The 23,030-nt window shown below is 71.4% G+C and carries 18 protein-coding genes; 13 read left to right on the top strand and 5 right to left on the bottom strand.

What is annotated here, in order from left to right; all coding sequences use genetic code 11:
- The first annotated feature begins 3 nt into the window (after window positions 1-3).
- Complete coding sequence (locus ACZ4TO_RS34900) at window positions 4-720, top strand: glycoside hydrolase family 12 protein (RefSeq protein WP_382790569.1); 717 nt, start codon at window positions 4-6, stop codon at window positions 718-720.
- Window positions 721-779: 59 nt separating this feature from the next.
- On the opposite strand, the gene ACZ4TO_RS34895 is transcribed toward ACZ4TO_RS34900, so the two are convergent.
- Together ACZ4TO_RS34895 and ACZ4TO_RS34890 are read right to left on the bottom strand one after the other, a co-directional pair.
- A complete protein-coding gene (locus ACZ4TO_RS34895) occupies window positions 780-2,828 on the bottom strand; it encodes a glycoside hydrolase family 31 protein (RefSeq protein ID WP_468026300.1) in 2,049 nt (682 codons plus the stop codon).
- Window positions 2,829-2,972: 144 nt separating this feature from the next.
- Window positions 2,973-3,986, bottom strand: a complete 1,014-nt coding sequence (locus ACZ4TO_RS34890) for a LacI family DNA-binding transcriptional regulator (RefSeq protein WP_468026299.1) — start codon at window positions 3,984-3,986, stop codon at window positions 2,973-2,975.
- A 404-nt stretch (window positions 3,987-4,390) separates the two neighbouring features.
- On the opposite strand from ACZ4TO_RS34890, the gene ACZ4TO_RS34885 reads away from it, so the two are divergent.
- From ACZ4TO_RS34885 to ACZ4TO_RS34850, 8 genes are all read left to right on the top strand, one after another.
- Window positions 4,391-6,322, top strand: a complete 1,932-nt coding sequence (locus ACZ4TO_RS34885) for an acyl-CoA dehydrogenase family protein (protein WP_468026298.1) — start codon at window positions 4,391-4,393, stop codon at window positions 6,320-6,322.
- 252 nt (window positions 6,323-6,574) lie between these two features.
- Complete coding sequence (gene dxr / locus ACZ4TO_RS34880; protein ID WP_468026297.1) at window positions 6,575-7,831, top strand: 1-deoxy-D-xylulose-5-phosphate reductoisomerase; 1,257 nt, start codon at window positions 6,575-6,577, stop codon at window positions 7,829-7,831.
- Entirely contained in the window at window positions 7,828-9,132 is a 1,305-nt protein-coding gene (locus ACZ4TO_RS34875) for a M50 family metallopeptidase (protein ID WP_382790557.1), read from the top strand. Before dxr ends, ACZ4TO_RS34875 begins: the two co-directional genes overlap by 4 nt.
- A gap of 170 nt (window positions 9,133-9,302) precedes the next feature.
- The gene (ispG, locus tag ACZ4TO_RS34870) at window positions 9,303-10,460 is read left to right on the top strand and encodes a flavodoxin-dependent (E)-4-hydroxy-3-methylbut-2-enyl-diphosphate synthase (protein WP_382790554.1); all 1,158 of its coding nucleotides are present in this window, start codon (window positions 9,303-9,305) and stop codon (window positions 10,458-10,460) included.
- A gap of 296 nt (window positions 10,461-10,756) precedes the next feature.
- Window positions 10,757-11,518: an SDR family oxidoreductase gene (locus ACZ4TO_RS34865; RefSeq protein ID WP_468026296.1), complete on the top strand. Its 762-nt coding sequence runs from the start codon at window positions 10,757-10,759 to the stop codon at window positions 11,516-11,518.
- A gap of 104 nt (window positions 11,519-11,622) precedes the next feature.
- On the top strand, window positions 11,623-12,471 hold the full coding sequence (locus ACZ4TO_RS34860) for a GNAT family N-acetyltransferase (protein ID WP_382790548.1): 849 nt from the start codon (window positions 11,623-11,625) through the stop codon (window positions 12,469-12,471).
- Window positions 12,472-12,532: 61 nt separating this feature from the next.
- Window positions 12,533-13,099 carry a GNAT family N-acetyltransferase gene (locus ACZ4TO_RS34855; protein ID WP_382790546.1) on the top strand — a complete coding sequence of 189 codons (567 nt, stop codon included), beginning with the start codon at window positions 12,533-12,535 and terminating at the stop codon, window positions 13,097-13,099.
- 71 nt (window positions 13,100-13,170) lie between these two features.
- Entirely contained in the window at window positions 13,171-14,862 is a 1,692-nt protein-coding gene (locus ACZ4TO_RS34850; protein WP_385047409.1) for a proline--tRNA ligase, read from the top strand.
- Between the two features lie 419 nt (window positions 14,863-15,281).
- On the opposite strand, the gene ACZ4TO_RS34845 is transcribed toward ACZ4TO_RS34850, so the two are convergent.
- The 3 genes from ACZ4TO_RS34845 to ACZ4TO_RS34835 are packed head-to-tail and all read right to left on the bottom strand — an operon-like array spanning window position 15,282 to window position 17,401.
- Window positions 15,282-16,247, bottom strand: a complete 966-nt coding sequence (locus ACZ4TO_RS34845; protein WP_468026421.1) for an aminoglycoside phosphotransferase family protein — start codon at window positions 16,245-16,247, stop codon at window positions 15,282-15,284.
- A 39-nt stretch (window positions 16,248-16,286) separates the two neighbouring features.
- Entirely contained in the window at window positions 16,287-16,760 is a 474-nt protein-coding gene (locus tag ACZ4TO_RS34840; RefSeq protein WP_468026295.1) for a ferritin-like domain-containing protein, read from the bottom strand.
- Complete coding sequence (locus ACZ4TO_RS34835; RefSeq protein ID WP_382790537.1) at window positions 16,757-17,401, bottom strand: hypothetical protein; 645 nt, start codon at window positions 17,399-17,401, stop codon at window positions 16,757-16,759. Before ACZ4TO_RS34835 ends, ACZ4TO_RS34840 begins: the two co-directional genes overlap by 4 nt.
- Before the next feature lie 251 nt (window positions 17,402-17,652).
- Between ACZ4TO_RS34835 and rimP the strand changes: the two genes are divergently transcribed.
- From rimP to infB, 4 genes are all read left to right on the top strand, one after another.
- Window positions 17,653-18,150, top strand: a complete 498-nt coding sequence (gene rimP, locus ACZ4TO_RS34830; RefSeq protein WP_382790534.1) for a ribosome maturation factor RimP — start codon at window positions 17,653-17,655, stop codon at window positions 18,148-18,150.
- A 2-nt stretch (window positions 18,151-18,152) separates the two neighbouring features.
- Entirely contained in the window at window positions 18,153-19,151 is a 999-nt protein-coding gene (gene nusA / locus ACZ4TO_RS34825) for a transcription termination factor NusA (protein ID WP_355765230.1), read from the top strand.
- Between the two features lie 101 nt (window positions 19,152-19,252).
- The gene (locus tag ACZ4TO_RS34820) at window positions 19,253-19,531 is read left to right on the top strand and encodes a YlxR family protein (protein WP_468026294.1); all 279 of its coding nucleotides are present in this window, start codon (window positions 19,253-19,255) and stop codon (window positions 19,529-19,531) included.
- Window positions 19,532-19,678: 147 nt separating this feature from the next.
- Window positions 19,679-22,822 carry a translation initiation factor IF-2 gene (infB, locus tag ACZ4TO_RS34815; RefSeq protein WP_382790531.1) on the top strand — a complete coding sequence of 1,048 codons (3,144 nt, stop codon included), beginning with the start codon at window positions 19,679-19,681 and terminating at the stop codon, window positions 22,820-22,822.
- Window positions 22,823-23,030 lie beyond the last annotated feature (208 nt).

Below are 23,030 nucleotides of genomic sequence, written 5' to 3'. Positions count from 1 at the left end.
CTCATGGCGCTTCGTACCCGGAACAGGATCACCAGAGCCCTGATCGCCCCCGCCCTGGCGCTCGGAGCGACGATCGGTCTCGCCTCGGCCCCCGCCCAGGCCGCCGTCTGGTCCTCCTGCGACCAGTGGGGCAACACCACCCTCAACGGCTACACGCTCTACAACAACATCTGGGGCTCCGGAGCGGGCAGCCAGTGCGTCTGGGCCAACTCCGGCACCAACTGGGGCGTCTGGGCGAACCACCCCGCCACCGGCGGCATCAAGTCCTACCCCAACTCCAAGAAGTACGTGGGCAAGACGATCGCCGGGCTGTCCTCCCTCACCAGCAGCTACGACGTCACCGTCCCGTCCTCCGGGGCGTACAACACCTCGTACGACATCTGGGACACCGGCTACGCCCACGAGATCATGCTGTGGGTCAACTACAACGGAGCCGTCGGCGCGCTCGGCACCTCGCAGGGAACGCTCACGCTGAACGGCAACACCTGGACCGTCTACAAGGGCAACAACGGCGCGAACGACGTCTTCTCGTTCCTGCGCAGCTCCGACTCCAGCTCCGGCACCATGAACATCCTCCCGATCCTGCGGTGGATCGCGAACACCAAGGGCTGGATGTCGAGCGGCGCGACCATCGGCGACGTGCAGTTCGGCTTCGAGATCACCTCCTCGGCGGGCGGCCTCGACTTCGTCACGAACAACCTGACGGTCAGCAGCGGCTGATCCGAGCCGCGCGGGTACGGCCGGTCCCTCGCCAGGGGCCGGCCGCACCTGGGGACGCTCTAGGCCGTGTCCGCCACGGGCAGCCGTGCGCCGTCCCGCAGGAACAGCGGGATCCGGTCCAGCGGCGCGTCCACCGTCACCCACGCGCCGCCCTCGTACGACTCCCCGGTCCACGCGTCCGTCCAGCGCGCGCCCGCCGGGAGATACGCCGTACGGGTCGTCGCGCCCGCGGTCAGGACCGGAGCCACCAGCAGATCGGGGCCCAGGAGATAGGCGTCGTCCACCGACCAGGCCGCCTGGTCGCCGGGGAACTCCAGGAGCAGCGGGCGCATCACCGGCAGCCCCTCCTCGTGTGCCTCCCGCATCACGTCCAGCAGATACGGCTTCAGGCGTTCCCGCAGCCGCAGGTACTTCTCCATGACGGCGCCGGCCTCCTCGCCGTACGACCAGACCTCGTTCGGGCCGCCGGTCATGGCGGGACCGAGCGGCAGCCCCGGGTCGCGGAAGCCGTGCAGCCGCATCAGCGGCGACAGCGCGCCGAACTGGAACCAGCGCACCATGACCTCGCGATACGCCGGGTCGTCCGGGTCGCCGCCGTGGAAGCCGCCGATGTCCGTGTTCCACCAGGGGATCCCCGACAGCGCGGTGTTGAGCCCCGCGGCGATCTGCCGCCGCAGGGTCGCGAAGTCGGTCCCGATGTCGCCCGACCACAGAGCCGCACCGTAGCGCTGACTGCCCGCCCAGGCCGAGCGGTTGAGGGAGACGATCTCGGTCTCCCCGGCGGCGCGCAGGCCCTCGTAGAACGTGCGGGCGTTCTCCCGCGGGTAGAGGTTGCCCACTTCGAGCCCCGGGCCCGCGTGATAGCGGAGGTTCTCGGAGAAGCCCGGCTTCAGCTCTGGCTCGCACGCGTCCAGCCAGAAGGCCGAGATCCCGTACGGGTCGAGGTAGTTGTCCTTCACCCGCGACCACAGGAAGTCACGCGCCTCGGGGTTCGTGGCGTCGTAGAAGGCCACCTGGACCGTGGACGCGACCTGCTTGTCCGGCCAGTCGGCGTGCGCCATCGGCCCGTACTCGGTGCCGATGAACCAGCCCCGCTGCTCCATGAGCGCGTGGTTCTCCGAGAGCGGTGAGACCGACGGCCAGACGGACACGACCAGCTTCACGCCGAGACCGGCGAGTTCGGCCTGCATGGCCGCGGGGTCGGGCCACTCGGCCGGGTCGAACCTCCAGTCGCCGAGATGGGTCCAGTGGAAGAAGTCGCAGACGATGGCCGAGAGCGGCAGACCTCGGCGCTTGTACTCCCGTGCCACGTCCAGGAGTTCGTCCTGGGTGCGGTAGCGCAGCTTGCACTGCCAGAACCCGGCCGCCCACTCGGGCAGCATCGGCGTCCGGCCCGTGACCGCGCTGTAGCGGCGCTGGGCGTCGGCCGGCGTGCCCGCGGTGATCCAGTAGTCGATCTGCCGGGCCGAGTCGGCGACCCAGCGGGTGCCGTTGCCCGCGAGCTCCACCCGGCCGATGGCCGGGTTGTTCCACAGGAGGGTGTAGCCGCGGCTGGAGGTGAGCACCGGCACGGTGACCTCGGCGTTGCGCTGGATCAGGTCCAGGACCGCGCCCTTCTGGTCGAACAGCCCGTGCTGGTGCTGCCCGAGGCCGTACAGCCGCTCGCCGTCGTACGCGGCGAAGCGCTGCTCCAGCCGGTGGTGGCCGTTGCCGGTGGGGGTGTACAGCCGTGATCCGGGCCACCAGAAGTGGGCGCGCTCCTCGGCGAGGAGTTCACCGCCGTCCGAGGTCCGGGTGAAGCGGATCAGGCCCTCGGCGCTCACCTCGACGGTCAGCGCGCCCACCGTCAACCGGCCCTCGGCGTCGCCGAGTTCCAGCGTGCTCGCGGTGCCCCGCGGCTCGTCGAGCAGCGCTCCGGGCAGCCCTTCGAGCAGGGGGCCGCCGAGCCGGGCGCGGACCCGCACGGCGTCGGGACCCCAGGGCTCGATCCGGACCGTCTCGGTGCGCCCGCTCCACTCCAGCGCGCCGTCCCGTTCACGGAACGTGCCGACGGTGGGGGAGGACTGCGCGAGGCCGACCTGGGGCTGGACTGCGGCGGACTGATTCACGTGGATGCTCCTGAAGCGGGGTCCTGAAGCGGGGTGCGGACAGAGCGGCACGGGGAGGGCACGCGGACAGCGGTGTCCGGCGGAGGGTTCGCCGGGGTCTCACGACGGGGGCGCCGGCCGGGTGTGCCCCCGAGGGGAAGCGGATCAGGGAGCGGCCGGCGCCGGCCCCGTGCTCGCCCGCACCGTCAACTCGGGTGCGAGCAAGACGACCTCGTCCTTACCGCGCCCTTCGAGCTTGGCGATCAGATATTCGACGGCATGGCGGCCCATGTCCTGCGCGGGGATGGCGACCGACGTCAGCCGCACCGAGGCCTGGGTGGCGACCTGGTCCGGGCAGATCGCGATCACCGAGACGTCCTCGGGCACGGCACGGCCCTTTTGGCGCAGCAGCGCGAGCAGCGGTTCGACCGCCGACTCGTTCTGCACGACGAAGCCCGTGGTGCCCGGGCGCTCGTCGAGGATGCGGGCCAGGGTGAGGGCCATCGCGTCGTAGCCGCCCTCGCAGGGCCGGTGCAGCACACCCAGCCCCAACTCCCGCGAGCGGGCACGGAGTCCGTCGAGCGTCCGCACGGCGAAACCGGTGTGCCGCTCGTAGACGGCGGGGGCCTCGCCGATGACAGCGATGTCACGGTGACCGAGCAGCGCCAGATGCTCGGCACACAGCGCACCCGTGGCCCCGAAGTCGAGGTCGACGCAGGTCAGGTCGGTGGTGTCGGCGGGGAGCCCGATGAGCACGGACGGCTGGTCCGTGGCGCGCAGCAACGGCAGCCGCTCGTCGTCGAGTTCGACGTCCATCAGGATCATCGCGTCGGCGAGCCCGCTGCCGGTGACCCGGCGCACCGCGTCTGGCCCCTCCTCGCCGGTGAGCAGCAGGACGTCGTACCCGTGCGTCCGGGCGCAGGTGGCCACGGCGATGGCGATCTCCATCATCACCGGTACGTACATGTCGGTGCGCAGCGGGACCATCAGCGCGATGATGTTGGACCGGTTGCTCGCCAGGGCGCGGGCGCCCGCGTTCGGGTGGTAGCCGAGTTCCTGGATGCTCCGCTCGACCCGCTGCCGGGTGGTCGCGGAGATGGACCGCTTGCCGCTGAGGACATAGCTCACCGTGCTCGCCGAGACTCCGGCGTGCTGGGCGACCTCGGCGAGGGTGACCATCCAGCTCTCCCAGTTTTGTGAAGCGCTTCGACAGTGCGCGCGGTACCGATCGGGGCGAATGAGGGTGGCTCGACACTAGCCCGGTGGAGGAATGGTGTCCATAGGCTGTCGAAGCGCTTCGACAGCCCTTTCCCGGCCTCGGTTCCCGGCCGCGACGCGATGGTGGGTCCCGGCCGCGGCGCACCTCCCGGCGGTCGGGCGGCACGTCCCCCGTTCGGCGCATCCAGACCGTCCCCCGGAGCGGGCCCCCGGCGCAACACCCATGGCCGGTTCGCGGGGGAGCGCATCGGGCCGAACGCTGCGCGAGGACTGGTGGGGTCATCCGGAATCGGGTAAATACGATCGAGTAGAACCGGTCGGTAATGGACTGTCCCAAGATCCCTATTCGCGGCGAGGTGAGCCTCATGTCCGCCACACCCCACCAGCCCACAGTCACCGAACGCGAAGCCCGACAGGTCGCCGAGGCCGCGCGCGAACAGGACTGGCGCAAGCCCAGCTTCGCGAAGGAACTCTTCCTCGGCCGCTTCCGGCTCGACCTGATCCACCCGCACCCGCTCCCGGCCGACGAGGACACGCTGCGCGGCGAGGAGTTCCTGGCCAAACTGCGGGACTTCTGCGAGACGAAGATCGACTCCGCCCGGATCGAGCGCGAGGCACGGATCCCGGACGAGACCATCACCGGGCTCAAGGAACTCGGCGCCCTCGGCATGAAGATCGACACCAAGTACGGCGGCCTGGGCCTCACCCAGGTGTACTACAACAAGGCCCTCGCCCTGGTCGGCTCCGTGAACCCGGCGCTCGGCGCGCTGCTCTCGGCCCACCAGTCGATCGGTGTGCCCCAGCCGCTGAAGCTCTTCGGCACCCAGGAGCAGCGGGACGTCTTCCTGCCCCGCTGCGCCCGTACCGACATCTCGGCCTTCCTGCTCACCGAGCCGGACGTCGGCTCCGACCCGGCGCGGCTCGCCACGACCGCCGTGCCGGACGGCGACGACTACATCCTCGACGGGGTGAAGCTCTGGACGACGAACGGCGTCGTCGCCGACCTCCTCGTCGTCATGGCGCGCGTCCCGAAGTCCGAGGACCGCAAGGGCGGCATCACGGCCTTCGTGGTGGAGGCCGCCTCCGAGGGCATCACCGTCGAGAACCGCAACGCGTTCATGGGCCTGCGCGGCCTGGAGAACGGCGTCACCCGCTTCCACCAGGTGCGCGTGCCGGCCGCCAACCGCATCGGACCCGAGGGCGCGGGCCTGAAGATCGCCCTCACCACGCTCAACACCGGCCGCCTCTCGCTGCCCGCGATGTGCGTCGGCGCCGGCAAGTGGTGCCTGAAGATCGCCCGTGAGTGGACGTCCGTGCGCGAGCAGTGGGGCAAGCCGGTCGCCTTCCACGAGGCCGTCGGCTCCAAGATCTCCTTCATCGCGGCCACCACCTTCGCGCTGGAGGCGGTGCTCGACCTGTCGTCGCAGATGGCCGACGAGAACCGCAACGACATCCGCATCGAGGCCGCGCTCGCCAAGCTGTACGGCTCCGAGATGGCCTGTCTGATGGCCGACGAACTGGTCCAGATCCGCGGCGGCCGCGGCTTCGAGACGGCCGCGTCGCTGGCGGCCCGCGGCGAGCGCGCGGTCCCCGCCGAACAGGTCCTGCGCGACCTGCGCATCAACCGCATCTTCGAGGGCTCCACGGAGATCATGCACCTGCTGATCGCCCGGGAGGCCGTCGACGCCCACCTCTCGGTCGCCGGCGACCTCATCGACCCCGACAAGTCCCTCTCGGAGAAGGCGAAGGCGGGCGCGAACGCCGGTGTCTTCTACGCCAAGTGGCTGCCGAAACTGGTCGCCGGCGCGGGTCAGCTCCCGCGCTCGTACAGCGAGTTCGACCAGGACGTGGACCTCTCCACGCATCTGCGGTACGTGGAGCGCAACGCCCGCAAGCTCGCCCGGTCCACCTTCTACGCGATGTCGCGCTGGCAGGGCCGCATGGAGACCAAGCAGGGCTTCCTGGGCCGGATCGTCGACATCGGGGCCGAGCTCTTCGCCATGAGCGCGGCCTGTGTACGGGCGGAGCACCTGCGTAAGAAGGGCGAACACGGGCGCGAGGCCTTCCAGCTCGCCGACGCCTTCTGCCGCCAGTCCCGCATCCGGGTCGAGGAACTCTTCGGACGCCTGTGGACCAACACCGACGACCTCGACCGCAAGGTCGTCAAGGGAGTCCTGTCGGGCACCTACACCTGGTTGGAGGAAGGCGTCCTGGACCCCTCGGGCGACGGCCCCTGGATCGCCGACGCCACTCCCGGCGCGAGCACCCGGGAGAACGTGCACCGGCCCATTCGCTGACCCTCGTCCCGCGACCGCGCACGGGCCCGCCGGCGGACGGCCCGTGCGCGGCCGTACCCGGCGGCCGCCCGGGCCCACGACCCGAGGCGGCGCGCACCGGGAGGCACACCCGGACACACGTCCGGACGCAACCTGGACGCACGCCTCCGCCGGGGCTTCCCGACGCGCCCGGGCACCCCGTTCACGGGGAGAGTCGGTGGGAATGAGGGACGCCCTGTCTTTCGGCGGCCGCGATGCGGCCACAATGGGGGGATGAGCGACAGTCCAGCCCCCCTCGCTGATCCGCATCTCGTCTTCGACCCCGTGAACGGAGTCCGGGATGTCGTGATCCTCGGTTCCACCGGATCGATCGGCACCCAGGCCATCGACCTCGTGCTGCGCAACCCCGACCGGTTCCGGGTCACCGCGCTGTCTGCCGCCGGCGGCAGGGTCGCCCTGCTCGCCGAGCAGGCGCACCGGCTGCGGGTACGGACGGTCGCCGTCGCGCGCGAGGACGCCGTCCCGGCGCTCAGGGAGGCCCTCGCGGCCCTGTACGCGTCCGGCGAGACCCTTCCCGAGATCCTCGCCGGACCGGACGCGGCCACCCAGGTCGCCGCGTCGGACTGTCACACCGTTCTCAACGGGATCACCGGTTCCATCGGCCTCGCGCCCACCCTCGCCGCGCTGGAGGCGGGCCGCACCCTCGCGCTCGCCAACAAGGAGTCGCTCATCGTCGGCGGCCCGCTGGTCAAGGCGCTGGCGAAGCCGGGCCAGATCATCCCGGTCGACTCCGAGCACGCGGCCCTGTTCCAGGCGCTGGCCTCGGGTACCCGTGCCGATGTGCGCAAGCTCGTGGTGACCGCCTCCGGGGGACCGTTCCGCGGCCGTACGAAGGCGGAGCTGGCGAACGTGGCACCGGCCGACGCCCTCGCGCACCCCACCTGGGCCATGGGCCCGGTCATCACCGTCAACTCCGCGACCCTGGTCAACAAGGGACTGGAAGTCATCGAGGCACACCTCCTCTACGACATTCCCTTCGACCGCATTGAGGTGGTCGTGCACCCGCAGTCGTATGTCCACTCGATGGTGGAATTCACGGACGGCTCGACGATCGCCCAGGCGACGCCCCCCGACATGCGGGGGCCCATCGCCATCGGTGTCGGCTGGCCCGAGCGCGTCCCGGACGCGGCACCCGCCTTCGACTGGACGAAGGCGTCGAGCTGGGAGTTCTTCCCGCTCGACAACGACGCCTTCCCGTCGGTGGGACTCGCCCGGCACGTGGGGCAGCTCGCGGGTACGGCCCCGGCGGTGTTCAATGCCGCCAACGAGGAGTGCGTGGACGCGTTCCTGAACGGCACACTGCCGTTCAACGGGATCATGGAGACCGTCACCCGGGTCGTCGAGGAACACGGCACACCGCGTACGGGAACTTCCCTGACCCTCGCGGACGTCCTCGAAGCGGAGACCTGGGCACGGGCCCGGGCCCGTGAACTGACGGCACAGACGACAATCGCGGAGGCTCGTGCATGACGACCCTGATGATGATCCTCGGCATAGTCGTCTTCGTGGTCGGCCTGCTGATCTCGATCGCGTGGCACGAGCTGGGACATCTGTCGACGGCCAAACTGTTCGGCATCCGGGTGCCGCAGTACATGGTCGGCTTCGGGCCGACCATCTGGTCGCGCAAGAAGGGCGACACCGAGTACGGCATCAAGGCCGTTCCGCTCGGCGGCTACATCCGCATGATCGGGATGTTCCCGCCCGGCCCGGACGGCCGGATCGAGGCCCGCTCGACGTCCCCCTTCCGGGGCATGATCGAGGACGCCCGGTCGGCCGCCTTCGAGGAACTGCAGCCCGGTGACGACACCCGCCTCTTCTACACGCGCAAGCCGTGGAAGCGCGTGATCGTGATGTTCGCCGGTCCTTTCATGAACCTGATCCTCGCCGTCGCGATCTTCCTCGGCGTGATGATGACGTTCGGCGTCCAGACCCAGACCACCACGGTCGGCAAGGTCTCCGACTGCGTCATCCAGCAGAGCGAGAACCGCACGAAGTGCGCCAAGGACGACCAGGCGGCCCCCGCCAAGGCCGCCGGGCTCCGCGGCGGCGACAAGATCGTCGCCTTCGACGGCAAGCCGGTCGACGACTGGGCGGCCCTCCAGTCCGACATCCGGGCCAACCCCGGCAAGGACGTCACGATCACCGTCGAGCGCAACGGACAGCAGGTCCCCCTGAAGGCCCACCTGATCAAGAACCAGGTGAGCAAGACCGACGGCAACGGCGGCTACGTCGAGGGCAAGTACGTGTACGCCGGCTTCCTCGGCTTCACGCCCGCCTCCGGCATCGTCGAGCAGTCCTTCGGCCAGTCCGTGGACCGCATGGGCGACATGATGCAGAACGGCATCGAGTCCCTGGTCTCGCTGCCCGGCAAGGTGCCCGACCTGTGGAACGCCGCCTTCGGCGACGCTCCGCGCAAGGCCGACTCCCCGATGGGCGTGGTCGGCGCGGCCCGCATCGGCGGCGACGTCTTCACCCTGGACATCCCCGCGTCGCAGCAGGTCGCGATGATGCTGCTGCTCGTCGCCGGGTTCAACCTCTCCTTGTTCCTGTTCAACATGCTCCCGCTGCTGCCGCTCGACGGCGGGCACATCGCGGGCGCCCTGTGGGAGTCCCTGCGCCGGAACCTCGCCCGGGTGCTGCGCCGCCCGGACCCGGGCCCGTTCGACGTGGCGAAGCTGATGCCGGTGGCCTACGTGGTGGCCGGGATCTTCGTCTGCTTCACGGTCCTCGTCCTCATCGCGGACGTCGTAAATCCCGTGAAAATCTCTTAGTCATACTGCGTTGGTGGCGGCCGGACACCCTGGGTGTCCGGCCGCCTTCCATTGAGTGGGTTTGAGTGCCGGGGGCGTGATGTGCTCGGTGGCGCGCTCGTACCGTAATCTCGAAGCCCGGAGCCCACGATTTCCGGGACCTTGATCCATAACTTGGGGTTGCACAGCAGATGACTGCGATTTCTCTCGGCATGCCGTCCGTTCCGACCAAGCTGGCCGAGCGCCGGAAGACCCGGCAGATCCAGGTCGGGACCGTGGCCGTGGGCGGAGACGCTCCCGTCTCGGTGCAGTCGATGACGACCACGCGCACGTCGGACATCGGCGCCACGCTCCAGCAGATCGCGGAGCTGACCGCGTCCGGCTGCCAGATCGTGCGGGTGGCCTGTCCCACCCAGGACGACGCCGACGCGCTCGCCACCATCGCCAAGAAGTCCCAGATCCCCGTCATCGCGGACATCCACTTCCAGCCGAAGTACGTGTTCGCCGCGATCGACGCCGGCTGCGCGGCCGTCCGTGTCAACCCCGGCAACATCAAGCAGTTCGACGACCAGGTCAAGGAGATCGCGCGGGCCGCCAAGGACACCGGCACCCCGATCCGGATCGGCGTCAACGCCGGCTCGCTCGACAAGCGGCTGCTCCAGAAGTACGGCAAGGCCACGCCCGAGGCGCTCGTCGAGTCCGCGCTGTGGGAGGCGTCCCTCTTCGAGGAGCACGACTTCCGTGACATCAAGATCTCGGTCAAGCACAACGACCCGGTCGTCATGGTCAACGCCTACCGCCAGCTCGCCGCCGCCTGCGACTACCCGCTCCACCTCGGCGTGACCGAGGCCGGCCCCGCCTTCCAGGGCACCATCAAGTCGGCCGTCGCGTTCGGCGCCCTGCTCTCCGAGGGCATCGGCGACACCATCCGCGTCTCCCTCTCGGCCCCGCCGGTCGAGGAGGTCAAGGTCGGCCTGCAGATCCTCCAGTCGCTGAACCTGCGCCAGCGCGGCCTGGAGATCGTCTCCTGCCCGTCCTGCGGCCGCGCCCAGGTCGACGTCTACAAGCTGGCCGAAGAGGTCACCGCCGGTCTCACCGGCATGGAGGTCCCGCTGCGCGTCGCCGTCATGGGCTGCGTCGTCAACGGTCCCGGCGAGGCCCGCGAGGCCGACCTCGGCGTCGCCTCCGGCAACGGCAAGGGCCAGATCTTCGTGAAGGGCGAGGTCATCAAGACCGTCCCCGAGTCGAAGATCGTGGAGACCCTGATCGAAGAGGCGATGAAGCTCGCCGAGCAGATGGAGGCCGACGGAATCGCCTCCGGCGAGCCGACGGTCTCCGTGGCGGGCTGACGCCCCCGGCAGTTCGTACGAGGCCCCCGGGCCCCGCGCGTCCCCCGAACCCAGCGATCCGACACCGGACCGGCAGGGCACTCGGGGAGCGCGGGGAACCGGGGGCCTTCGCCGTTCCGCCGCGTCCGGCGGCCCGGGTTCGCCGACAGGCGCGCGGCGGGTCCGGGAGCGACGATGGGTCGGTGCGCCGGACGACACGGGTCCGGCGCCGGTTTCCGCAGGCACGAAGGGCAGGGCGCGACCGCCGTCCCCCTCACGCGACCGCACGGCCGGACGCCCGGCCCAGGAGGCACACCATGACCGCTGATCGAGAAGAGCGGGTGACACCTCGCCCGCCGGACATCGCCGGCCAGACGGTCGTGGTGATCGGAGCGAGCGCGGGCATCGGACGGGAGACCGCCCGGCAGGTGCGCGCGGGCGGCGGGCGCCTGGTCCTGGTCGGCCGGAATCCCGACCGTCTGGAGGAAGCGGCACGTGATCTCCGGCCGGTCGCCACCGCGGCCTTCGACGCGAGCGACAGCGGACGCCTCGCGGAGTTCTTCGAGAACCTGTCCGGGCCGGTCGACCACATCCTGCTCACGGCGGGGAGCCCGGCCTACATGCCCCTGGACACCATGGACCTGGCCGAGGCGAGCCGGGCGTTCGCCCAGCGTCTGTCCATGACCCTCGGTGTCGCCCTCGGCAGCCGCGACAAGGTCCGGGCCGGAGGCACCCTGATCTTCATCGGCGGCACCGGCGGCCGCCGGCCCGGACCCGGCATGGCGGTCGTGGGCGCCATGACCGCGGCCCTGCCCGCCCTCACCGCCAACCTGGCGCTCGAACTCGCACCGATCCGGGCGAACCTCATCGCCCCCGGATTCGTCGACACCCCCCTGTCCGCCGCGCTCCTCGGCGACCGGCTCGAAGCACGCCGGGAGGAGCTGCGCCGGACGCTTCCCATCGGACGGGTCGTGGGCGCCGCGGACGTGGCAGCGCTCGCCGTCCACGTCATGGTCAACGAAGCGCTCACCGGGGCGACCTTCGACGTGGACGGCGGCCAGCAGCTCGTGGCCCCCTGACCGGGTGCCCGGTGGGACCGCTGCGCCGGGACGAGGGGCGGCGTGGCACAACCTCGCCAGGTACAGTGCGGAGATCAGCAGATCCCAGGGTGAGGGCCCCGCACGTGTTGACCCAGACCACCACCAGGGTCCTCGAACCGAGTGACCTGGACGCCGCGCTCGCCGTCCTCGGCCGCGAGCCGGTGGCGAACGCGTTCGTCACCTCCCGTGTACAGATCGCCGGACTCGACCCATGGCGGCTCGGCGGCGAGATGTGGGGCTGGTACGAGGACGGCATGCTCCAGTCCCTCTGCTACGCGGGCGCCAACCTCGTCCCGATCTGCGCCACCCCGCGCGCCGTACGCGGCTTCGCCGACCGCGCCCGCAGGAGCGGCCGCCGCTGCTCCTCGATCGTCGGGCCCGCCGAATCCACCGCCCAGCTCTGGCGGCTGCTCGAACCGAGCTGGGGCCCCGCCCGCGAGATCCGCGCCCACCAGCCGCTCATGGTCACCGACCGGCTGCCCGCCGACATCACCCCGGATCCGTACGTCCGCCGCATCCGCAAGGACGAGATGGAGACGATCATGCCGGCCTGCGTCGCCATGTTCACCGAGGAGGTCGGCGTCTCCCCGCTGGCCGGCGACGGCGGCCTGCTCTACCAGGCCCGCGTCGCCGAGCTCGTCGGCTCCGGCCGGTCCTTCGCCCGCCTCGACCAGGACGGCAACGTCGTCTTCAAGGCGGAGATCGGCGCCGCGACCGCCGAGGCCTGCCAGATCCAGGGCGTGTGGGTGGCCCCCGAGTACCGCGGCCGGGGACTCGCGGCCCCCGGCATGGCCGCCGTGCTGCGCTACGCCCTCGCCGACGTCGCCCCGGTCGTCAGCCTCTACGTCAACGACTTCAACACCGCGGCCCGGGCGACGTACCGCCGCGTCGGCTTCCAGGAGGCCGGCGCGTTCATGAGTGTCCTGTTCTGACGCCTGCCACGGGCCCGTCGGCACCTCACGCGTCACACGGTCCGCCAGGTAGTCTCCCGGCATGCTGCGCTTCCCCGGTCACGGCCACCGCGACGCCGACGTGGTCATCGGCCCGCTCGATCTCGCCGCGCGTGTCGACGAGGCGCTCGCCGTGCAGGCGCTCGCCTTCGGGCTCGGCGCCGACGAGATCGCCGTGCGCCGCCAGATCGTGCTGCGCCACCTCACGTACCCGGGAGCCCGCGCGCTCGGCGCCACCACCACCGACGGACGGCTCGTGGGATTCGTCTACGGCATGCCCAACGACCGCGCGCACTGGTGGTCCACCGTCGTCGAGCCGTATTTGCGCGGCCGGGGCCACGAGGGCTGGCTCGACGACTCCTTCGTGATCACCGAACTGCACGTCCACCCCCGGTTCCAGAACCGGGGCGTCGGCCGCACGCTGATCACCTCCATCACCGACACGGCGGCCGAACCCCGCTCGATCCTGTCCGCGATCGACATCGACAGCCCTGCCCGCGGCCTGTACCGCTCCCTCGGCTACGAGGACCTGGCACGGCAGGTCCTGTTCCCCAGCGCACCCAAGCCGTACGCCGTGATGGGCGCTCCGCTCCCCCTGCGACACTCCTAATGGATTTCCGGGGACGGCCGCTGCCCGGATAACCTCCAGGCATCACCCTTACGCAGCAGGAGTCGAGAACCATGGCCCAGGTCCAGCGCATGTCCCGTTTGATGGTCAAGACATTGCGTGACGACCCGGCGGACGCCGAGACGCTCAACCACAAGCTGCTCGTCCGCGCCGGTTACGTGCGCCGCAACGCCGCGGGCATCTGGACCTGGCTGCCGCTCGGCAAGAAGGTCCTCGACAACATCTCCCGCGTCGTCCGCGAGGAGATGGACGCGATCGGCGCCCAGGAGGTCCTCCTCCCGGCCCTGCTGCCCAAGGAGCCCTACGAGGCCTCGGCGCGCTGGGAGGAGTACGGCGACCTCCTGTTCCGTCTCAAGGACCGCAAGGGCGCCGAGTACCTGCTCGGTCCGACGCACGAGGAGATCTTCACGCTGATCGTGAAGGACCAGGTGGCCTCGTACAAGGACCTGCCGGTCATGCTCTACCAGATCCAGACCAAGTACCGCGACGAGGCCCGTCCGCGCGCCGGTGTGCTGCGCGGCCGCGAGTTCCAGATGAAGGACTCGTACTCCTTCGACATCACGGACGAGGGTCTGGCCGAGTCCTACCGCCTGCACCGCGAGGCCTACCAGAAGATCTTCGCGCGTCTCGGCCTCGACTACCGCATCGTGTCCGCCGTCTCCGGCGCCATGGGCGGCTCGGCCTCCGAGGAGTTCCTCGCGCCGGCCCCCGCCGGTGAGGACACGTTCGTGGACTGCCCGGCCTGCGACTACGCCGCCAACACGGAGGCCGTGACCTTCAAGCTCACGCCCGTCTCCGAGGAGCACGGCCCGGTCGAGGAGCTGGACACCCCCGACACCCCGACCATCGAGACGCTCGCCGAGCACCTCGGCGTGCAGGCCTCGGCGACCCTGAAGAACCTGCTGGTCAAGGTCGACGGCGAGATCGTGGCCGTGGGCGTGCCCGGCGACCGCGAGGTCGACCTCGGCAAGCTGGGCGAGCACCTCGCCCCGGCCGTCGTCGAGCTCGTCACGGCCGAGGACTTCGAGGGCCGCGGTGATCTCGTACGCGGTTACGTGGGCCCGCAGGGCCTGGAGAAGGTCCGCTACATCGCCGACCCGCGCGTCGCCCCCGGCACCGCCTGGATCACCGGCGCCAACAAGATCAACACGCACGCGAAGAACGTCGTGGCCGGCCGTGACTTCGAGGTCGACGACTACCTCGACGTCGTCGTGGTGGAAGAGGGCGACCCCTGCCCGAAGTGCGATGCCGGCCTCAAGCTGGACCGCGCCATCGAGATCGGCCACATCTTCCAGCTCGGCCGCAAGTACGCCGACACCTTCGGCCTCGACGTGCTCGGACAGCAGGGCAAGCCGGTCCGCGTGACCATGGGCTCGTACGGCATCGGCGTCTCCCGTGCCGTCGCCGCGCTGGCCGAGCAGTCGGCGGACGAGCAGGGCCTGTGCTGGCCCAAGGAGATCGCTCCGGCCGACGTGCACGTGGTCGCCGCGGGCAAGGCCCTCCAGACCGAGCTGGCGCTCGACGTGTCCGAGAAGCTCTCCGCCGCGGGCGTCCGCGTCCTGGTCGACGACCGTGCGGGCGTCTCCCCGGGAGTGAAGTTCACCGACGCCGAGCTGATCGGCGTCCCGAAGATCCTGGTCGCCGGCCGCCGCTCGGCCGAGGGCGTCGTGGAACTGAAGGACCGCCGCACGGGCGAGCGCGAGGAACTGACCGTCGAAGAGGCGATCGCCCGCCTGACGGCGTAGCCGTTGACCTCCCGGTGCCCCGTACCTCCTCCCCGGAGGCACGGGGCACCGGCGCGTCGCCGTCCGTGGGCCGTGAAGGGCCGGGGCGCGGCCTGGGTTGGCCGCTCATGCCGTTCGCCCGGGAGGGAGTCGGCGTGCCGGCCCCGCTGACGGGTCGGGGCGCTCCGCCCGCGTGGGCCGTCTCCCTTCGGGGGCGTGAGGGGCCGGCGCGGCCCGGGTCCGCCGTGCGTGCCGTCCGCTGTGCGTGCCGTCCGCTGTGGGGAGTGGGGTGCGCCGGTCGGGCGGCGGGGCAGGGTGTGGCGTGCGCGGGGGACCACCGTCTGCGCCGGCGGGACGGCACGGCGTCCGCGGGCCCGGCCGGATCAGGCCCGTCGCCGTCACGCCCGCGGTCGGGCCCGGCACCGTGGGCCGCCCGGTCCTCAGAGCCAGCCGGCGAATTCCAGGAGCAGTTCGGCGTCCTGGGGGCGGCCGACGCGGGACGCCCGGACACCGGACTCGACGGCGCGGAACAGGGTCCAGCCGCGCAGCCGCGCCTGGTCCACCTCCAGGGACTCGGCGAGCCGCTTGATCCGCCGCCGGGTGATCGACGGCCCCGAAGGCGAGGCGATCAGGTCCTCCACCCGGTCGCGGACCAGCCGGGCCAGGTCGAACGCGCACTCGCCGACCACCGGGTCCGGCCCCACCGCCAGCCAGGGCACCCGCTCCCCGGCGAGCACCTTGCTCTGCCGGAAGGTGCCGTGCAGCAGCCTTTCCTCCGGCGGCCCGGCCAGCAGCTCCTCGCGGGCCGCGAGCGCGGCGTCGACCAGGGCCGCGGTCTCGGCGCCGGCGCCGGCACCCGGGCCGGCCGCGACCGTGGCCCGCATGGCCTCGGCCTGCCGCCCGGTCCGCTCCGCGACGGTCTCGAAGACGGGGTCGGCGGGCGGCTCGACCCACAGCCGCCGCAGCGTCCCGGACGCCTCCAGCAGGGCCTTCGCCTCGGGCAGCGACCGCACCGAGACGTCCGGGTGCAGCCGCTCCAGCAGCAGGACGCCGTCCGTGTCATCCGTGCCGGGCGCGTCCGGAGCGCCGTCGGCGTCGAGGAGACGGACCGCGCCGCGGCCGTCCCAGTGGGCGAGCGCGACCCGCTCGGCCTCCGGCCGCGCCCGTCCGGGCGCCAGCTTGAGCACGGCGGGCGTGCCGTCGGCCCGGCGCACCAGGACGACCAGACTGCTGCGCCCGCCCGGCGCCTGTACCCGTTCCACGGTCAACTCGCGCAGAGCGACGGCCCGTCGGGCCAGCTCGGGCAGGCGCTCCAGCCACTCGTCGGCCTCGTCGGCGCCCTCCGGCCCGCCGCGGCGGGTCTCGCCGAGCGCCCGGACAAGGCGTCGCGGCGGATCGAAGGCCATGCGCGAGTCCATGCGCGAGATGTTTCCTTCCAGGTCGCGTTACGTCGGCGAGGGTGCCGTGGCGGACGGGGTGCCCGCCCGCTCGGCGAGCCCAGGGAAGGCTACGCTCTCGCCGCTCCAGCGCACCGCGCGGACCGCGGCCTCGCGCAGCGCCCCGGCCGCCATGCGCCGCCGGTCGTCCGCGGAGGCGCGCACGAGGTCGGAGTACACGTCGGCGACGCGCTCCTCCAGCTCGGCCGCGAACCGTATGGCGGCGGCCGTGTCCGTCACGGGGAACGGCAGCATGTACGCGGCCGACGCGGCCTCGGGCTCGGCGCCCAAGTCCTTGACCGCGCGGGTCAGTTCGTCCCGCCGGGCCCGGTGGGCGTCGTACGCCGACCGGGCGTCCGACTGCCGGGTCGCGCCGATCCGGGCGCCCACGACCCCGTAGCCGTAGACGGCCGCGTGCTCGGCGCCGAGCGCGGCCTGCAGGGCCTTGAGTTCGGCTTCCTCGGTCTTGCTCCGCTTGCTCACTTCGCCGCCTTCGTCAGCAGGAACGCGTGGGCCGCTCCGGCCGCCGCCACGGAGGCGAGCAGCCGGGCGAGTTCGCCGGGGACGTCCACCAGGGCCTGGGTCCGTTCGTCCGCGAGCTTCAGTTCGGCGGAGGCGAGGTCGGCGAGCGCGTCCTTGGGCCGGGCCGCGACACCGGGGGAGACCCCGGCGGATGCCGAACTCGATGCCGAACTCGATGCCGAACCGGAAGCGGACGGAGACTCCGAGGCCGGGGCGGACGAGGAGGCGGACGGGGACTCGCCCGAGGAGGCCGACGCCGTGGGCGCCCCGGACACCGGTGCCGACGCGGCCCCGGACGCCCCCGCGCTGCCGCCCCCGAACGCCGTCGCGTGCCGGACGACCTCGGCCCGCAGCGGGCCGAGCCGCTCCGCGAGCCCGGGATGGGCGGCGATCACCGCGGTGTAGCGGTCGGAGAGCGTCATGCTGTCCCGGGCCGCGCGGGCGCGGGCCCGGTCGGCGAGCGAGGGGCTCCCGCCGGTCGTGTCGTTCGACGACTCGGGAGCGGCGGAACAGCCCGCGAGCGCGAAGGCACCCGCGGCGGCCGCGAGCAGGGTCCTTCGGCGCGGACCCGACGGGGTGCGCGACGGCAGGGGGAACGACACGGAAGACGTCCTCGGAGGGCTCGTACGAATGTATGGGCGAACTGCCCGTGATCACGGTACCCGCGCAGGGGCCGATCACGGCCCAGCGGCTCTCCTCCAACTGTTCACGGCGCTGTTCCAGGGCGGTCGGCGGGCACCCGTCCGTGCGGCAGCACCCGCCCGGTGGACGGCAACACCCTCCGCGACCGGATACCCTTTGAGCTGACACGCGACCAACCCACAACAGCACACGCGGCCGAGGAGTCACCCGGATGAGCACGACCCAGAGCGAGAGGCTTCGAGAACTCCTGGATCCGCTCGTGAGCTCCCAGGGCCTCGATCTGGAAGAGATCGAAGTGGAGTCCGTAGGCCGTAAGCGTGTACTGCGCGTCGTCGTGGATTCGGACGAAGGTGCCGACCTGGACGCGATCGCCGATGTGAGCCGCGCGCTCTCGGCGAAGCTCGACGAGACCGACGTGATGGGTTCGGGTGAGTACACCCTCGAGGTCGGAACCCCCGGTGCCGAGCGTGAGCTCAAGGAGCACCGTCACTACGTACGCGCCACCGACCGCCTGGTGAAGTTCCAGCTCGCGGAGGAAGGCGAACTGCTCGCCAGGATCCTGCGGGTCGAGGACGACGGGCTCGACGTCGAGGTGCCGGGTGTGAAGGGGCGCAAGCCCACCGCCAGACGGCTCGCGTTCGGGGACATCGTCAAGGCCCGCGTCCAGGTCGAGTTCAGCCGCAAGGACAAGAAGGAAGAGGAGGCGTAGCCGTGGACATCGACATGAGTGCCCTGCGGGGTTTGGTGCGGGAGAAGGAGATCTCCTTCGACCTGCTGGTCGAGGCGATCGAGTCGGCCCTCCTCATCGCCTACCACCGCACCGAGGGAAGCCGCCGGCGCGCGCGCGTGAAACTCGACCGGGAGACCGGCCATGTGACGGTGTGGGCGAAGGAGGACCCCGAGGACCTGGAGGAGGGGCAGGAGGCCCGCGAGTTCGACGACACCCCCTCGGGGTTCGGCCGGATCGCCGCCACCACCGCCAAGCAGGTGATCCTGCAGCGTCTGCGGGACGCCGAGGACGACGCGACCCTCGGCGAGTACGCGGGCCGCGAGGGCGACATCGTCACCGGTGTGGTCCAGCAGGGCCGCGACCCGAAGAACGTGCTCGTCGACATCGGCAAGCTGGAGGCCATCCTGCCGGTGCAGGAGCAGGTCCCCGGCGAGAACTACGAGCACGGCCTGCGCCTGCGCTCGTACGTCGTACGGGTGGCCAAGGGCGTCCGCGGTCCGTCCGTGACCCTGTCCCGTACGCACCCCAACCTCGTGAAGAAGCTCTTCGCGCTGGAGGTGCCGGAGATCGCCGACGGTTCCGTCGAGATCGCCGCCATCGCCCGTGAGGCCGGCCACCGCACGAAGATCGCCGTCCGGTCCAACCGCAGCGGTCTGAACGCCAAGGGCGCCTGCATCGGCCCCATGGGCGGCCGGGTGCGCAACGTGATGGCCGAGCTGAACGGCGAGAAGATCGACATCGTCGACTGGTCGGACGACCCGGCGGACATGGTGGCCAACGCCCTCTCCCCGGCCCGGGTCTCCAAGGTCGAGGTCGTCGACCTCGCGGCCCGTTCGGCGCGCGTGACGGTCCCCGACTACCAGCTCTCGCTGGCGATCGGCAAGGAGGGCCAGAACGCCCGCCTCGCCGCCCGCCTCACCGGCTGGCGGATCGACATCCGTCCGGACACCGAGCAGCCCGCCGAGCAGCGCGGGGAATAGACCGGGAATAGATCCGGCCCGCGCAACGCTTACATCACGACAACAACCGTTCGATTCTTGCCCCAAAGGGGTGAGGTCGGTACGGGGAGGTAGACTTAAGAGTGTCTGGCCGGACGCGAGCCCGCGCATGCCCTGAACGCACCTGTGTGGGGTGCCGGGAGCGAGCGGCCAAGAGAGACTTGCTGCGCATCGTGGCGGTCGAGGGCGAATGCGCCCCCGATCATCGCGGTACGCTGCCCGGCCGGGGTGCGTACGTGCATCCCGTTCTGGTCTGTCTCGATCTGGCGGTCCGCCGCCGGGCGATCCCGCGGGCGCTGCGCGCTCTGGGACCGCTCGACACCGCGGCGTTGCGCCTCTACGTCGAGCAGGCAACACCGTAAGACGCGTCGTACGGAACCCCCGTGCGGCCTGGTATTCCGCGAGTTGGAAGTAGGTCGAGATTGCGATGAGCACTCGATGAGCACGCGATGAGTACGCCCATGAAGTAGCGACGGTCCGGACGCAGACCCGGACCTAAAAGGAGCGAAGTGGCTAAGGTCCGGGTATACGAACTCGCCAAGGAGTTCGGCGTAGAGAGCAAGGTCGTCATGGCCAAGCTCCAAGAACTCGGTGAATTCGTCCGTTCGGCGTCCTCGACGATCGAGGCCCCCGTCGTACGCAAACTGACAGATGCCCTCCAGCAGGGCAACGGTGGCGGCAAGCCCGCCCCGCGCAAGGCTGCCCCGGCCAAGCCGGGCGCCCCCTCTCCGGCGCAGGCCGCACGTCCGGCCGCCCCGCGCCCGCCGGCCCCGAAGCCGGCCGCGGCCGAGAAGCCCGCGGCCGCTCCGGTGACCCCGGCGGCTGCGGGCCCGCGCCCGACTCCGGGTCCCAAGCCGGCCCCGAAGCCCGCTCCGGCGGCTCCGGCTCCGGTCGCGGCCGAGTTCACCGCGCCCCCGTCGGCGCCGGCCGCGCCGCAGCAGCAGGCCCCCTCGGCTCCGGCCGCGGGTCCCCGTCCGGGCGCCCCGCGTCCCGCCGGTCAGGCCCCGCGTCCCGGTGCCCGTCCGGCCGGTGGTCCCGGCCAGGGCGGTCAGGGCCGTGGTGACCGTCCCGAGCGCGGCGACCGTCAGGGCGCCCCGCGTCCCGGCGGCCAGGCTCCGCGTCCGGGTGCCCGTCCCGCGGGTCCCCGTCCGGGCAACAACCCGTTCACCTCTGGTGGTTCCACCGGCATGGCGCGCCCGCAGGCGCCCCGTCCCGGCGGTGCCCCGCGTCCCGGTGGCGCCGGTGCCCCCGGTGGCCCGCGCCCGCAGGGTGCCGGCGGCCAGGACCGTGCTCCCCGTCCCCAGGGCGGTCCCGGCGGCGCTCCGCGTCCGCAGGGCGGTCCGGGCGGTGCCCGTCCCACTCCGGGCGGCATGCCCCGTCCGCAGGCCCCGCGTCCCGGCGGCGGTCCGGGCGGTAACCGTCCGAACCCCGGCATGATGCCTCAGCGTCCGGCCGCGGGCAGCCCGCGTCCCGGCGGCGGCCCCGGTGGCCGTGGTCCCGGTGCCGGTGGCGGTCGTCCCGGTGGTCCCGGTGGCGGTCGTCCGGGCGGCGGCTTCGCCGGTCGTCCGGCCGGTCCCGGTGGCGGTGGCGGCGGTTTCGCCGGCCGTCCCGGTGGTCCCGGTGGCGGTGGCGGCGGTTTCGCCGGCCGTCCGGGTGGTCCCGGTGGTGGCGGCGGCGGTCGTCCCGGCTTCGGCGGTCGTCCGGGTGGTCCCGGTGGCCGTGGTGGCACGCAGGGTGCGTTCGGCCGTCCCGGCGGTCCGGCGCGTCGTGGTCGCAAGTCGAAGCGGCAGAGGCGCCAGGAGTACGAGGCCATGCAGGCCCCGTCGGTCGGCGGCGTGATGCTGCCTCGCGGCAACGGACAGTCCGTCCGCCTGTCGCGCGGTGCCTCCCTCACCGACTTCGCGGAGAAGATCAACGCCAACCCGGCGTCGCTCGTCGCCGTGATGATGAACCTCGGCGAGATGGTCACTGCCACGCAGTCCGTCTCCGACGAGACCCTCCAGCTCCTCGCCGGCGAGATGAACTACGTCATCGAGATCGTCAGCCCGGAGGAGGAGGACCGCGAGCTGCTCGAGTCCTTCGACATCGAGTTCGGCGAGGACGAGGGTGGCGAGGAGTTCCTCGTCGCGCGTCCGCCGGTCGTGACCGTCATGGGTCACGTCGACCACGGTAAGACCCGCCTTCTCGACACCATCCGCAAGACGAACGTCGTCGCGGGCGAGGCCGGCGGTATCACCCAGCACATCGGTGCGTACCAGGTCACGACCCAGGTCAACGACGAAGAGCGCAAGATCACCTTCATCGACACCCCGGGTCACGAGGCGTTCACCGCCATGCGTGCCCGTGGTGCGAAGTCGACCGACATCGCGATCCTCGTGGTGGCGGCCAACGACGGTGTGATGCCCCAGACGATCGAGGCGCTGAACCACGCCAAGGCGGCCGACGTGCCGATCGTGGTCGCGGTCAACAAGATCGACGTCGAGGGTGCCGACCCGACCAAGGTGCGCGGACAGCTCACCGAGTTCGGTCTGGTGGCCGAGGAGTACGGCGGCGACACGATGTTCGTCGACATCTCCGCCAAGCAGGGCCTCAACATCGAGAGCCTGCTGGAGGCCGTGGTCCTGACCGCGGACGCCTCGCTCGACCTGCGGGCCAACCCGGAGCAGGACGCGCAGGGTATTGCGATCGAGTCCCACCTCGACCGCGGCCGCGGTGCCGTCGCGACCGTCCTGGTCCAGCGAGGCACCCTGCGGGTCGGCGACACCATGGTGGTCGGCGACGCGTACGGCCGTGTCCGCGCGATGCTCGACGACAAGGGCGAGAACGTGGAAGAGGCGGGTCCCTCGACCCCGGTCCTCGTCCTCGGTCTCACCAACGTCCCGGGCGCCGGCGACAACTTCCTGGTCGTCGACGAGGACCGCACGGCGCGTCAGATCGCCGAGAAGCGGGCGGCGCGCGAGCGCAACGCCAACTTCGCCCGCCGGGGTGTCCGGTTCTCCCTGGAGAACCTGGACGAGGCCCTCAAGGCCGGTCTGGTGCAGGAACTCAACCTCATCATCAAGGGCGACGCGTCCGGTTCGGTGGAGGCTCTCGAGTCCTCGCTGCTCCAGCTCGACGTCGGCGACGAGGTCGACATCCGTGTCCTGCACCGCGGTGTGGGTGCGGTCACCGAGTCCGACATCAACCTGGCGACCGGCTCCGACGCCATCGTCATCGGCTTCAACGTCCGCGCTGCGGGCCGCGCGGCGCAGATGGCGGAGCGCGAGGGCGTCGACGTCCGGTACTACTCGGTGATCTACCAGGCCATCGAGGAGATCGAGGCGGCCCTCAAGGGCATGCTCAAGCCGGAGTACGAGGAGGTCGAGCTCGGCACGGCGGAGATCCGCGAGGTCTTCAAGTCGTCCAAGCTGGGCAACATCGCCGGTGTCCTGGTCCGCTCGGGCGAGGTCAAGCGCAACACCAAGGCGCGCCTCGTCCGCGACGGCAAGGTCATCGCGGAGAACCTCAACATCTCCGGGCTGCGTCGCTTCAAGGACGACGTCACCGAGATCCGCGAAGGCTTCGAGGGTGGTATCAACCTCGGAAACTTCAACGACATCAAGGTCGACGACGTCATCGCGACGTACGAGATGCGCGAGAAGCCGCGCTCGTAAAGCGGTTCCCAGGCTGGCCGGCGGTGAGCAGTCACCGCCGGCCAGCCTGGCTTTTGCGGGATCACGCGACTCCCCGCGTCCCTTCCCGGGGCGCGGGGAATCGCGTGACCGGGCCCGGAAACCCCGTCGAGCGAGCCGACGGTTCGTTGTACGGTTCTGATGTCCCTGCCAAGTGCATTGGCAGGCCATCTACCCCGTACCGGCGGGA

Source organism: Streptomyces sp. NPDC028298 (genome assembly GCF_055565895.1).
This window is presented reverse-complemented; position numbering and strand designations above follow the sequence as displayed.

Bases quoted from the DNA above. Each gene is read 5' to 3' on its own strand.
- rimP (WP_382790534.1), top strand. From the start codon at position 17,653: ATGAGCACGACCCAGAGCGAGAGGCTTCGAGAACTCCTGGATCCGCTC.
- ACZ4TO_RS34885 (WP_468026298.1), top strand. From the start codon at position 4,391: ATGTCCGCCACACCCCACCAGCCCACAGTCACCGAACGCGAAGCCCGA.
- ACZ4TO_RS34900 (WP_382790569.1), top strand. From the start codon at position 4: ATGGCGCTTCGTACCCGGAACAGGATCACCAGAGCCCTGATCGCCCCC.
- ACZ4TO_RS34890 (WP_468026299.1), bottom strand. From the start codon at position 3,986: ATGGTCACCCTCGCCGAGGTCGCCCAGCACGCCGGAGTCTCGGCGAGC.
- dxr (WP_468026297.1), top strand. From the start codon at position 6,575: ATGAGCGACAGTCCAGCCCCCCTCGCTGATCCGCATCTCGTCTTCGAC.
- ispG (WP_382790554.1), top strand. From the start codon at position 9,303: ATGACTGCGATTTCTCTCGGCATGCCGTCCGTTCCGACCAAGCTGGCC.
- ACZ4TO_RS34850 (WP_385047409.1), top strand. From the start codon at position 13,171: ATGGCCCAGGTCCAGCGCATGTCCCGTTTGATGGTCAAGACATTGCGT.
- ACZ4TO_RS34865 (WP_468026296.1), top strand. From the start codon at position 10,757: ATGACCGCTGATCGAGAAGAGCGGGTGACACCTCGCCCGCCGGACATC.
- ACZ4TO_RS34845 (WP_468026421.1), bottom strand. From the start codon at position 16,247: ATGGCCTTCGATCCGCCGCGACGCCTTGTCCGGGCGCTCGGCGAGACC.
- ACZ4TO_RS34875 (WP_382790557.1), top strand. From the start codon at position 7,828: ATGACGACCCTGATGATGATCCTCGGCATAGTCGTCTTCGTGGTCGGC.
- ACZ4TO_RS34855 (WP_382790546.1), top strand. From the start codon at position 12,533: ATGCTGCGCTTCCCCGGTCACGGCCACCGCGACGCCGACGTGGTCATC.